Raw genomic sequence first — 13,062 nt, forward strand, 5'->3', positions numbered from 1 at the left:
GGATCCGGCTACGCCGTCCGGGGCGGGGGGTGCGGATCCGGCTACGGGGGCCTTCCCCGGTGGTGCCGACCCGGCCACGGTTCTGATGCCGGGGCGGGCCACCCCCGCGCCGGCCGTTCCCGCACCCGCCGCGCTCGGCGCCGTGCCCGCGCAGACCCGGCGGGCCGCGGTCCGGCGGGCCCTGGGCCGGCGGGCCACGGGGGACGGGGCGGCGCCGCAGGCCGACGCGGACCTCACCGTCGTCGTACTGGCCCCGACCGACCCCATGACCCGGGGCCAGCTGCGCCGCATGGCCGACCTGGCCCGGGAAGAGGGGCACCGGGTGCGCTGGGAGGAGGCGCGGGGCGGTACGACCGCGCCGTTCCACACCATCGGCGGGCTGGCGGGCATGCTGCGCCGGGCCGACCGCATCGTCATGGGCGACCCGTTCTCCCGCTATGTACAACTGCTGCTGACGATCACCCGGGCCAAGGACCTGGTCGTGGTCGACGACGGCACCGCGACGATGGAGTTCGTCGCCCAGCTGGCCCGCGGCGAACGCCTGGTCCGCTGGCACCGCAAGGGCGGCCGGCCCGGCGCCCGTGACCTGCTCTTCGCGCCGGTCTCCTCCTCCGCCCGGCGCCGCCTGACCCCGAGCGCCCGGCGGCGCGTCGAGGTGTTCTCCTCCATGCCGGTGTCCGAGGTCCCGGACGGCGTCACCGTCACCGCCAACGACTTCGCCTGGACCCGCGCCCGCTTCGGCCCGCCCGCCGTCACCGCCGGCGCCGACATGGTCGGCACCTCGCTGGTGGAGACCGGGGTGGTGGACGGCGAGCGCTATCTGGAAGCGGTCCGCGCCCTGGCCAGGGCACACGGCGCCACCCGCTACTTCGCCCACCGCCGCGAGCACCCCGACAAGCTGCGCCGGCTGGCCGCCGAGACGGGCCTGGAGATAGTGCGTCCGGAACTCCCGCTGGAACTGATCGCCCGGCGCGGCCCGGTCGGCCGGACGATCCTCAGCTTCCCCTCGACGGTCGTCCACACCCTCCCGCTGGCCCTGGCCGGCACGGGGGTGCGCGTGGCGGTCTGCGACATCGACCCGGCCTGGCTCACGGCCACCGCCTCCCCACGCGCCCAGGGCTTCCTGTCCGGCGTAACCGGAACGGCCCGCGACGTGCACCGACTGGCGGCGGTGACGAGCCCGGCGTAACACTCCCAACTCCCGATATTCGCTCACGAGTTGCATTTGATTCCCGCCCCGTCCTCAGGGAGCATGGCGTGCACCGGTGATCGTTGCCGGCGTAACGGGGTAACGGGGAGGGCGACATCTATGTCCTGGGACGAGTGGGAGCGGTTAAAGGCGGACGCCGCCGATCGCGGGTCCGCGCACATGCAGCTGAATCAGGCTCCGGACCCCATCGGGGTGGGCCACGAGCGGCTGAAGTCGAGTAAGAAGGCGTGGACGACGGCCGGCGAGGACACCAAGGGACTCCAAAGCGACATCGGCAAGGCGCTCGGCAAGCTGGAGGGCGGGCAGGCTGGGCTCGGCGACACGGCCCGCTGTCAGACCGCGGCAGCGCAGAAGGAGTTATACGACTCCTGGAAGGAGTACCTCGACAAGGTCAACAAGCGCTGTGGTGAACTCGGCTGGATCATGCAGTCGTCCGGGATCGACCTGGCGAAGTCGGACGGCGCCGTCAAGGCCGAGCTGGACAAGCTGAAGCCGGAGTACCAGGACACCGACCCGGTCGGTGGACAGGCGAAGGGTCGGTGACCGGCCCGTGGACATTGCGACGCTGAAGGCGCTCAAACCCTCCGAGTACGAAGAGGCCGCGGACGGGTACCGGGCCACGGGTGACATGGCGAGCACCGCCAAGGACACGGTCGAGAACCAGATATCCGCCGGCATCCGCAACCAGCTCAAGGGCGATGCGGCCGATGCGGCCCTGCGGGAGCTGAAGGAGCTGGGTAAGAACTTCCACTACATCCAGGCCGAGTGCGTGCTGGCCAGTACCGCGTTGAACGCCTTCGCCATGGAGATGGCCGCCGCCAAGCGGAGGCTGGAGGCGGCGCTGGAAGACGCCCAGGCGGCCGGGTGCACGGTCGGCGCGGACGGTTCGGTGTCGTTCCCGGCCGGCGGCAAGGAGGTCGACGGCAAGGTGCCCGAGGGCGGCACCGTGTCCGCATCCACCAGCTCGACCGACGCGACGGCGAACGCCATCGAGCAGCAGGCCATCCACCAGCACCCCAACCCGAACTTCGGCAAGGCCATCGGCTTCGCGAACCGGATCGGGGACGCGCTGAAGGAGGCCGCGGACGCGGACGCCAAGTGGGCGCCGAAGCTGCGCGCGCTGAAGGCCGACGACGACCTGAAGGTCTCCGGCAAGGACTGGTCCGACGTGAAGTCCGACCAGGACGGGGTGGCCCAGGCGGGCAAGACGTACCTCGACTCCCTGCCACAGCCGCCCCAGGACGGCGTCCCGAAGGAGAACGCGGCCTGGTGGAGCGGGCTCACCGATGAACAGAAGGCGGCGTACATCTCCCTGCGCCCCGACAGCGTAGGCAAGCTCGACGGCTTGCCGTCCGCGGTGCGCGACGAGGCCAACCGCATCGTCCTGGACGAGACCCGGGCGCGCTACCAGCTGGAACTCGACTCCATACCGAAGCCGCCGGCGAACGAGTGGACCTACATTCACGGCGGGGGCGGCTGGGCGTCGAAGGTGCACACCGACGAATGGATGGAGTGGCACAAGAAGTACGGCGAGCGCTACGAGCACCTCACCAAGTCGCTCCAGGGCATGAACAGCATCCAGGAGCGCTTCGACTCGACCGGCAAGGCCACCGACAAGGATCACAAGGGCCTGCCGGAGGCGTACCTGCTGGGATTCGACGCAGAGGGCAACGGCCGGGCGATCGTCGCCAACGGCAACCCGGACACGGCCCGGCACCAGGCCGTCTACGTGCCGGGTACGAAATCAAACCTCGGCAACATCGACGGTGACATCGGTCGGATGACCTCCACCTGGCGTGTGGCCACCGACGAGGCCGACGGTCAGCCCGTCTCCACGATCACCTGGCTCGGCTACGACGCCCCGCAGGACATCGTGAAGGACTCGCCGTTCCGGCACTACGCGGATGACGGCGCGCCGGCCTTCAACCGCTTCCTCGACGGACTGGAGGCCTCGCACACCGGCGAGACCCCGCCGCACCGTACCGTGATCGGACACTCGTACGGCACCACCCTCGTCGGCTCGGCCGCCGACCACGGCACTCTGAACGCGGACGACGTGATCACCGCGGGCAGCCCCGGCGTCACGGTGCCCAAGGCGGAGCATCTCGACGTGCCCAAGGGGCACGTATGGAACGAGGAGGCCGACGGGGACGTCGTACCCGACATCGGCCGCTTCGGCCACGGCGGCACCGACTGGGACGGCCCCTGGACCGTGCCGAGCGACGAGCGGTTCGGGGCCAAGCAGATGACCACGGACACCGAGGGGCACAGCGGCTACTGGGACGAGGGCTCCGACAGCCTTCTCAACCAGGCTCTCGTCGTCGCGGGCCACGGGGACGACGTCGAACTGAAGGAACCCACCCCGACCTGGAAGTACACCCGCTAGGCAGAGCGAGGCCCGACCATTGTGAAACGCTACCTGAGCGCCTCCGCGCTCCTCGTGTCCACCGTCCTCACCACTCTCACCGGATGCGGTATGACCTCCAGCACGGAATCCGGCGACGTCCCTTCCGCCGGCACCAGCACCTCCCAGGACGCCGCCGCCGAGGTGCAGAAGATGTCCAGTCGGCTGTACGACCTGATCGGCGTCAAGGGGAAGGCCTCCGAGGGCAGCCCCGGCGTCCAGGACTGCGGGGACAAGGACCGGGAGGCATACTTCCGGATCTTCCACAAATGGAGCTTCTATCCCGCGTCGGCGGACGACCTCGATGCCGCCATGCAGAACCTCAAGGAGGGGCTGCCCAAGCAGGGCTGGAAGATCGTCGAGTACGGCCCCGACAACAGCGCCAACGAGAACCTCACCCTGATCGCCGACAACGACGAGCAAAAGGCCGGGGTCCACATCACCCGGATGAAGAAGAGGAACCCGCCCAAGCTCAGCCTGATGCTCGTCTCCGGCTGCTACCAGGTCCCCGAGGGGCAGCAGGTCGAGCACTTCTAGTACGGCAACGGTGTTTGTGGTGGCTGAAGCCCAGGTCAGGGGCCGTGTCCGCGTCGGCGACCGCCCGAGGAATCAGGTGATGGGGCGAGTACTTCCAGCCGCCCGGCCCGGCGTCACCCCGGCGCACCGGGCCTTTCACCCCGCGCACGCCGCCGCGAGCCGGGCCCCCTGGGGTCCGGTTCACGGACATGGCGCGCGTGACTGCCGTGATGCGTGGTATCCGTGGAGGAGGAAAACAGAAGACTTACCCATCACAGTCCGCCGCCATGCGCCCGCCGGTCAGATTTTCGTCCCCTAACGGGCTGAACTTTCGTAGTTACGGGGGTAGTTGATCAGTGGGCGTCCTACCCTTCAGAGGGTGAAGCAATTGATGTCCCTAGAGTCCGAGTCCGGCCTTTCGGGGGATGTGCTCCCCGGCGTGCTGAGCGAGTCCCTGCACGCCGAACTCGTCGCCTTCCGGCGCGACTTGCACATGCACCCAGAACTGGGCAACCAGGAGTTCCGTACGACCGCCGCCATCAAGGAACGGCTGGAGCTGGCCGGGCTCAGGCCCCGGGTGCTCGGCAGTGGGACCGGACTCGTCTGTGACATCGGGCTCGCGGAGGGCGAGCGGCCCGGGGAGCAGCTGCTCGCGCTGCGCGCCGACATCGACGCGCTGCCCATCCCGGACACCAAGGACGGCTGTCCGTACCGCTCGACCGTGCCGGACCGGGCGCACGCCTGCGGTCACGACGTGCACACCACCGTCGTCCTCGGCGCCGGCCTGGTCCTCGCCGACCTGCACGCCAAGGGCCTGCTGCCGCGCCCGGTGCGGCTGATCTTCCAGCCCGCCGAGGAGGTGCTGCCCGGCGGCGCCCTGTCCTCCATCGCCGACGGCGTGCTGACCGACGTCGGCCGGATCCTCGCCGTGCACTGCGACCCGAGGGTGGAGGCCGGGAAGATCGGGCTGCGGCACGGGGCGATCACCAGCGCCTGCGACTGCCTGGAGGTGGCGCTGGACGGCCCCGGCGGGCACACCGCCCGCCCGCACCTGACCACCGACCTGGTCACCGCCGCCGCCCGGGTCGCCGTCGACGTGCCCGCACTGATCGCCCGCCGGGTCGACACCCGTGTGGGGCTCGCCCTCACCTGGGGCCGGATCGAGTCGGGGCACGCGCCGAACGTGGTCCCGCAGCACGCGGAGCTGTCCGGGACGGTGCGCTGTCTGGACCTGGAGGCCTGGCGGCAGGCCCCCGACATCGTGCACGCGGCCATCGACGAGGTCGCCACCCTGCACCGGGCCAAGTCCGAGATCACCTACATCCGCGGGGTGCCGCCGGTCGTCAACGACCGGCAGGCCACCGAGCTGCTGCACCGGGCCATGGTCGCCCGGTGCGGCACCAGGTCGGTGGAGACCACCCAGCAGAGTCTGGGCGGCGAGGACTTCTCCTGGTACCTGGAGCACGTGCCGGGCGCGCTGGCCCGGCTCGGCGTGCGGCGGCCCGGCGAGCACCGGGTCCGCGACCTCCACCAGGGCGACTTCGACGCCGACGAGCACGCGATCACGGTGGGCGTGGAGATGTTCACCGCCGCCGCCTTCCTGGACGCGGCGACGGCGGAGAGGTGAGGGCGCGGAGGTGACGGCGCGGAGGTGACGGAACGGCCCCCGGGGCCGTTCCCCCCGGTGGCGCAACACGGGTGCCAGCCATTCGCGCACGGACGGCGACCCGGCTCGTATACGAGTCGGAGTCCGAGTTCAGACGGTGTTTGCCTCGAATCGATAACGGCTTCGCGAGAGGGTTTTTTGCGACATCTACGCGCGTTACGATGCCGCGAAGCCGACGCCGAAGGGGCGACTCGGCCGGAGCACTGACATGGTGCTCCCATCAAGCGCCGACATGGCGCTCAGGTCAGGTGAAGGAGCCTTCCCGTGCGCCGGGTAGCCAAGCTTTCTGCTGCGTGTATCGCGTCCGCAGCTCTCGCCGTGACTGCCACTGCCTGTGGCAGCACCTCCTCCGAGAAGGAGTCCTCCTCGTCCTCCGCCGACGGCAAGGGCGTCAAGGTCGGCCTGGCCTTCGACGTCGGCGGCCGTGGCGACCGGTCCTTCAACGACTCCGCCGCGCGCGGTGCCGACAAGGCGAAGGCGGAGTTCGGCGGCGAGATCAAGGAGCTGACCGCCAAGACCTCGGACACCGAGGCCGACCGCGAGCAGCGCCTGTCCGACCTTGCGGAGGCCGGCTACAACCCGATCGTCGGCATCGGCTACGCCTACGCCGCCTCCATGACCAAGGTCGCCGCGAGGTACCCGAAGACCAGCTTCGGCATCGTCGACTCGGTGGTGGACGGCAAGAACGTCAACAGCATCACCTTCACCGAGGAGCAGGGCTCCTACCTGGCCGGTGTCGCCGCCGCGCTGAAGAGCAAGTCGAAGCACGTCGGCTTCATCGGCGGTGTCGACGTCCCGCTGATCAAGAAGTTCGAGGCGGGTTACCTCCAGGGCGTCAAGGACACCGACCCGAAGATCAAGGTCGACACCCAGTACCTGTCGCACGGCTCGGACACCTCCGGCTTCGCCAGCCCCGACAAGGGCAAGGAGGCCGCGCAGGGCATGCTCGACAACGGCGCCGACGTCATCTACACGGCGGCCGGCTCCTCCGGCAACGGCGCCATCGAGGCCGTCGCCGGCAAGAAGGGCACCTGGGCGATAGGCGTGGACTCGGACCAGTACAACGTCCCGGGTCTGGCCAAGTACAAGAACTCGATCCTGACCTCGATGGTCAAGAACGTGGACCTCGGTGTGTACGACTTCGTCAAGTCGATCCACGACGGCAAGCCGCTGAGCGGCACCCACACCTACGCGCTCGCCCAGGACGGTGTGAAGCTGTCCCCGAGCGGCGGTTTCATCGACGACATCCAGGCCAAGCTGGACGCGGCGAAGAAGAAGATCGTCGACGGCTCCATCAAGGTCAAGTCCGCCCCGTGACCTGATGGGTCCGCTCGGACCCCGGCTCGGCGCGGGGGCCTCCCCAGCCCCCCGCCGGGCCATAACAATGTGTCAACTCTACGCGTGTAGCGCGGAGTTGCCGCGCTAGCGTCGCCGACGCCTGCCCCCTCCCCGCAGCCTCTTTCCCCGAGGAGAGTGCGCCATCAACGCGTCCAGCCCGCCCGCTGCCGTCGAACTGCGCGGCATCACCAAGCGTTTCCCCGGCGTCGTCGCCAACCGCGACATCGACATCACCGTACGCACGGGCACCGTCCACGCCCTGTGCGGTGAGAACGGTGCCGGCAAGTCCACCCTGATGAAGATCCTCTACGGCATGCAGCAGCCGGACGAGGGCACCATCACGGTCAATGGCGAGCAGGTCGTCCTGCACAACCCCGGCGACGCCATCGCCCGCGGCATCGGCATGGTGCACCAGCACTTCATGCTCGCCGACAACCTCACCGTGCTGGAGAACGTCGTACTCGGCGCGGAGAAGCTGTACGGCATCGGGGGCAGGGCCCGCGCCAGGATCAAGGAGATCTCGGACGCGTACAGCCTGAACGTCCGGCCCGACGTCCTCGTGGAGGAACTGGGGGTCGCCGACCGCCAGCGCGTGGAGATCCTCAAGGTCCTCTACCGCGGCGCCCGCACCCTCATCCTCGACGAGCCGACCGCCGTGCTCGTGCCGCAGGAGGTCGACGCGCTCTTCGACAACCTGCGCGAGCTGAAGGCCGAGGGCCTCACCGTCATCTTCATCTCGCACAAGCTGGGCGAGGTGCTGTCGGTCGCCGACGAGATCACCGTCATCCGGCGCGGCACCACCGTCGGCACCGCCGACCCGCGCACCACCACGCCCAAGCAGCTGGCCGAGCTGATGGTCGGCAGCGAGCTGCCCAGCCCGGACACCGAGGAGTCCACCGTCACGGACGTCCCGATGCTGAAGCTGGACGGCCTGCACCTGACGCAGACCGGGCTCGACGGCATCGAGCGGGTCATCCTGGACGAGATCTCCTTCACCATCCACAAGGGCGAGGTCCTCGGCATCGCCGGCGTGGAGGGCAACGGCCAGTCCGAGCTGGTCGAGGCGATCATGGGCATGCGGCAGCCCGACGCCGGCGTCATCACGCTCGACGGCGCCGACATCTCGGGCGCCGCCACCCGCGACCGCCGCCTGGCCGGCATCGGCTACATCCCCGAGGACCGCCACCGCCACGGCCTGCTGCTGGAAGCGCCGCTGTGGGAGAACCGCATCCTCGGTCACGTCAGCGAGAAGCCCAACTCGCGCGGCGCGCTGCTCGACATCAAGGCGGCCCGCGCCGACACCGAGCGGATCGTGAAGTCGTACGACGTCCGCACCCCCGGCATCGACGTGACCGCGGCCTCGCTGTCCGGCGGCAACCAGCAGAAGCTGATCGTCGGCCGCGAGATGAGCCACCACCCCAAGCTGCTGATCGCCGCCCACCCCACCCGCGGTGTGGACGTCGGCGCCCAGGCGGCCATCTGGGACTACATCCGCGAGGCCCGCCGCGAGGGCCTGGCCGTACTGCTGATCTCCGCCGACCTGGACGAGCTGATCGGCCTCTCCGACACCCTGCGGGTGATGTACCGGGGCCGTCTGGTCGCCGACGCCGACCCCGCCACCATCACCCCCGAAGAGCTGGGCTCCGCCATGACGGGTGCGGCCACCGGCCACCTGGAGCACACAGAGGACGACGAGCGATGAACAAGCTGACCTCACGCATCGACAAGGAGCGGCTGGCCCTCGGCATCGCCGCGCCGCTGCTGGCGGTCGTCGCCGCGCTCGTCGTCACCGCCCTGGTGATCCTCGCGACCGGCAAGAACCCCGGCGCCGCGTTCAGCGACATGATGAGCTACGGCTTCGCCAGCGACAGCCAGGTCTACATCCTGAACAAGGCCACCACGTACTACCTCGCCGGTATCGCGGTCGCCGTCGGCTTCCGGATGAACCTGTTCAACATCGGTGTCGACGGCCAGTACCGGCTCGCCGCGTTCATCGCCGCCGTCCTCGGCGGCGCGCTGACCGTGCCCGGCTGGCTCGCCATCCCGCTGATCATGATCTGCGCCATGGCGACCGGCGCCCTGTGGGCGGCCATCGCCGGTGTGCTGAAGGTGACCCGGGGCGTCAGCGAGGTCATCGCGACCATCATGCTGAACTCCATCGCCACCGCCGTCATCGGCTATCTGCTCCAGCCCGAGCGGCTCGGCGAACTCCAGCAGGGCGGCACCCTGGTCTCCACCGAGCCGTTGCCGGCCTCCTCGTTCTTCTTCAGCATCGACACCGGCCCGGCCGGCGTGCTGGACGGCTTCATCGTCGTCGCCGTGATCGTCGGCCTCGCCTACTGGTTCGTGCTCGGCCGCACCCGGTTCGGCTTCGACCTGCGCACCGTCGGCCAGTCCGAGAGCGCCGCCGCCGCGAGCGGTGTGTCGGTGAAGAAGATGGTCGCCACCAGCATGATCATCTCGGGTGCGGTGGCCGGTCTGATCGGCATGCCCACGCTGCTCAACGAGAGCCACCAGTACGACAACAGCTTCCCCACCGGGATCGGCTTCACCGGCATCGCCATCGCGCTGCTCGGCCGCAACAACCCGATCGGCATCGCGCTGGGCGCCCTGCTCTGGGGCTTCCTGGAGCGCACCACCAACCACCTGGAGTTCCAGGGCTACGACAAGGAGATCCTCGGCGTGATCCAGGGCGTCATCGTCCTGTGCGTCGTGATCGCCTACGAGGTCGTCCGACGCTACGGCCTCAAGCGCCAGCAGCAGCGGGTCGGCGCGGAGCTCGCCGCCCAGGCCGCCGCCCCGACGAAGAAGCAGGAGGTGGCGTGATGACTGCCACGATGACCGACACGCCGCCGCCCGCGGCGCCCAAGGCGCCCGGCGCGTCCCAGGGCACGGGCCGCTCGCTCGGCCGGATCCTCGTGATCGTCGCCGGTGCCCTGCTGCTCCTCGCGGCCGTCCGGATGATCACCGACTCGAACCAGCTGGACTCCTCCGGCCAGGTCGGCGCCGCGCTCGGCCTCGCCGTGCCGATCGGCCTCGCCGGACTCGCGGGCCTGTGGTCCGAGCGGGCCGGCGTGGTCAACATCGGCCTCGAAGGCATGATGATCCTCGGCACCTTCGGCGCCGGCTGGGTCGGCTGGCAGTCCAGCCCCTGGCTCGGCCTGCTGTGCGGCGTCGGCTTCGGCGTCCTCGGCGGCCTGGTGCACGCCGTCGCCACCATCACCTTCGGCGTCGACCACATCGTCTCCGGTGTCGCCGTCAACCTGCTCGCGCTCGGTGCCACCCAGTACCTCGCCAAGCTGTTCTTCGCCGACGGCGGTGCCGCGGAGGCGGGCGGCAACCCCAAGCAGTCCCCGCCCGCGGACTCGCTGCCCGACGTCACCGTGCCCGGCCTGTCCGACGGCCTCGCCTCGATCGAGAAGCACCACTGGTTCCTGGTCTCCGACCTCGCCGGCATCGTCGGCGGCCTGATCACCAACCTGTCCGTGATCACGATCGCGGCCGTGCTGCTGTTCGTCGGCAGCTGGTGGCTGCTGTGGCGCACCCCGTTCGGGCTGCGGCTGCGCTCCTGCGGTGAGAACCCCGTCGCCGCGGAGTCCCTCGGCGTCAACGTCTACCGGTACAAGTACGCGGCCGTCGCCGTCTCCGGCGGCCTGGCCGGCCTCGGCGGCGCGTTCCTCGCGCTGGTCACCTCGCACACCTACCTGGAGGGCCAGACCGCGGGTCGCGGCTACATCGGTCTCGCCGCCATGATCTTCGGCAACTGGCGGCCCGGCGGGCTGGCCATGGGCGCGGGCCTGTTCGGCTACTCCGACGCCCTCCAGCTGCGCAACGGCGGCGTCACCGTGCACGCGCTGCTGCTGCTCCTGGTCGTCCTGCTCGCGCTGCTGGCCGGCTGGAAGCTGTACAAGAAGGCCGTCGTCCAGGGCGTGGTCAGCGCCGCCATGGCCGCGCTGGTGCTGGTCTGGTACCTGCTCACCGACGAGGTCCCCAGCGACTTCGTGGGCGCCACCCCGTACGTCGTCACGCTGCTCGTGCTCTCGCTGTCCGCGCAGCGGCTGCGGATGCCCAAGGCGGACGGCATGCGCTACCGGAAGGGCCAGGGCAAGTGACCCGGGACGACGCCGCCTTCGACTGGGAGCCGCTGCGCGCCCGGGCACGGGAGGCCATGTCCCACGCCTACGCCCCCTACTCGGGCTACCCGGTCGGCGTCGCGGCCCTGGTCGACGACGGCCGCACGGTCACCGGCTGCAACGTGGAGAACGCCTCCTACGGCCTCGGCCTGTGCGCCGAGTGCGGCCTGGTCTCCGAGCTCCAGCGCACCGGCGGCGGCCGGCTGACGCACTTCACCTGCGTCGACGGCGCCGGCGCCCTGCTCGTGCCGTGCGGGCGCTGCCGCCAGCTGCTCTACGAGTTCGGCGGCCCGGACCTGCTCCTGGACACCCCGGCGGGCGTCCTGACGCTCGCCGAGATGCTGCCCCAGGCCTTCGGTCCGGACCATCTCACCCAGTAACGCCGTACGGCCCCCCTGCCCCGCCCGCAGGGGGGCCGCACACTTCGCACCTCCCGGAAGGAAGCCCCAGCCATGGCCATGGACGCCATCTCCGTCATCCGTACCAAGCGGGACCGCGGCGAGCTGACCGACGAGCAGATCGACTGGGTCATCGACGCGTACACCCGCGGCGAGGTCGCCGACGAGCAGATGTCCGCGCTCGCCATGGCGATCCTGCTGAACGGCATGAACCGCCGCGAGATCGCCCGCTGGACGGCGGCCATGATCGCCTCCGGCGAGCGCATGGACTTCTCCTCGCTGTCCCGCCCGACGGCCGACAAGCACTCCACGGGCGGCGTCGGCGACAAGATCACCCTGCCGCTGGCCCCGCTGGTCGCGGCCTGCGGCGCGGCCGTCCCGCAGCTCTCCGGCCGGGGCCTCGGCCACACCGGCGGCACCCTGGACAAGCTGGAGTCGATCCCCGGCTGGCGCGCCCTGCTCTCCAACGAGGAGATGCTGAACGTCCTCGACACCACCGGCGCGGTGATCTGCGCGGCGGGCGACGGCCTGGCCCCCGCCGACAAGAAGCTGTACGCGCTGCGTGACGTGACCGGCACGGTCGAGGCCATCCCGCTGATCGCCTCCTCGATCATGTCCAAGAAGATCGCCGAGGGCACCGGCTCGCTGGTGCTGGACGTGAAGGTGGGCTCGGGCGCCTTCATGAAGACGATCGAGGACGCCCGCGAACTGGCGTCCACGATGGTGGGCCTCGGCACCGACCACGGCGTGAAGACGGTCGCGCTGCTCACGGACATGTCCACCCCGCTGGGCCTGACGGCGGGCAACGCCCTGGAGGTCCGCGAGTCCGTGGAGGTCCTGGCGGGCGGCGGCCCCGCGGACGTCGTGGAGCTGACGATCGCGCTGGCCCGCGAGATGCTGGACGCCGCCGGGCTGAAGGACGCCGACCCGGCGAAGGCGCTGGCCGACGGTTCGGCGATGGACGTCTGGCGCCGGATGATCGCGGCCCAGGGCGGCGACCCGGACGCCCCGCTGCCCACGTCGAAGGAACAGCACGTCGTGAAGGCCCCGGCCACCGGCGTCCTGACCCGCCTCGACGCCTACGACATCGGCATCGCCGCCTGGCGCCTGGGCGCCGGCCGCGCCCGCAAGGAGGACCCGGTGCAGGCGGCGGCGGGCGTGCAGCTCCACGCCAAGCCCGGCGACCGGGTGACCGAGGGCCAGCCCCTCCTCACCCTCCACACCGACACCCCGGAACGCTTCGAGTACGCCCTCCAGGCGGTGACGGGCTCCTACGACATCGCGGCCCCGGACACCGACGTCCACACCACCCCGGTGGTCCTGGAGCGCATCGCCTGACCTGCGCTTTCCCCATTCGGGTGAACGGGACCGGTAGACCCGCACCGGTCCCGTTCGGC

At 70.4% G+C, this 13,062-nt stretch carries 11 protein-coding genes; all 11 read left to right on the forward strand.

Annotation, left to right across the window (positions count from 1 at the left end; genetic code table 11):
* Positions 1-85 precede the first annotated feature (85 nt).
* Positions 86-1,189, forward strand: a complete 1,104-nt coding sequence (locus ABD350_RS22480) for a hypothetical protein (RefSeq protein ID WP_344350072.1) — start codon at positions 86-88, stop codon at positions 1,187-1,189.
* Positions 1,190-1,369: 180 nt separating this feature from the next.
* Positions 1,370-1,753 carry a hypothetical protein gene (locus ABD350_RS22485; RefSeq protein ID WP_344350040.1) on the forward strand — a complete coding sequence of 128 codons (384 nt, stop codon included), beginning with the start codon at positions 1,370-1,372 and terminating at the stop codon, positions 1,751-1,753.
* 7 nt (positions 1,754-1,760) lie between these two features.
* Positions 1,761-3,596, forward strand: a complete 1,836-nt coding sequence (locus ABD350_RS22490; RefSeq protein WP_344350041.1) for an alpha/beta hydrolase — start codon at positions 1,761-1,763, stop codon at positions 3,594-3,596.
* 21 nt (positions 3,597-3,617) lie between these two features.
* A complete protein-coding gene (locus tag ABD350_RS22495; protein WP_344350042.1) occupies positions 3,618-4,151 on the forward strand; it encodes a hypothetical protein in 534 nt (177 codons plus the stop codon).
* 370 nt (positions 4,152-4,521) lie between these two features.
* Entirely contained in the window at positions 4,522-5,757 is a 1,236-nt protein-coding gene (locus ABD350_RS22500; protein WP_344350043.1) for an amidohydrolase, read from the forward strand.
* Between the two features lie 303 nt (positions 5,758-6,060).
* A complete protein-coding gene (locus ABD350_RS22505) occupies positions 6,061-7,113 on the forward strand; it encodes a BMP family lipoprotein (RefSeq protein WP_344350044.1) in 1,053 nt (350 codons plus the stop codon).
* Between the two features lie 196 nt (positions 7,114-7,309).
* Positions 7,310-8,836: an ABC transporter ATP-binding protein gene (locus tag ABD350_RS22510; RefSeq protein WP_344350073.1), complete on the forward strand. Its 1,527-nt coding sequence runs from the start codon at positions 7,310-7,312 to the stop codon at positions 8,834-8,836.
* Positions 8,833-9,960, forward strand: coding sequence for an ABC transporter permease (locus ABD350_RS22515; RefSeq protein ID WP_344350045.1), 1,128 nt, complete (start codon positions 8,833-8,835; stop codon positions 9,958-9,960). Before ABD350_RS22510 ends, ABD350_RS22515 begins: the two co-directional genes overlap by 4 nt.
* Positions 9,960-11,246, forward strand: coding sequence for an ABC transporter permease (locus tag ABD350_RS22520; RefSeq protein WP_344350046.1), 1,287 nt, complete (start codon positions 9,960-9,962; stop codon positions 11,244-11,246). Before ABD350_RS22515 ends, ABD350_RS22520 begins: the two co-directional genes overlap by 1 nt.
* Positions 11,243-11,647: a cytidine deaminase gene (locus tag ABD350_RS22525; RefSeq protein ID WP_030600709.1), complete on the forward strand. Its 405-nt coding sequence runs from the start codon at positions 11,243-11,245 to the stop codon at positions 11,645-11,647. Before ABD350_RS22520 ends, ABD350_RS22525 begins: the two co-directional genes overlap by 4 nt.
* 72 nt (positions 11,648-11,719) lie before the next feature.
* Positions 11,720-13,003 (forward strand): thymidine phosphorylase, encoded by a 1,284-nt coding sequence (locus tag ABD350_RS22530; protein ID WP_344350047.1) that lies wholly within the window; start codon positions 11,720-11,722, stop codon positions 13,001-13,003.
* Positions 13,004-13,062 lie beyond the last annotated feature (59 nt).

The sequence above is a fragment of the Streptomyces nogalater genome (assembly GCF_039532885.1).
In the GTDB taxonomy this organism is placed as follows: domain Bacteria; phylum Actinomycetota; class Actinomycetes; order Streptomycetales; family Streptomycetaceae; genus Streptomyces; species Streptomyces nogalater.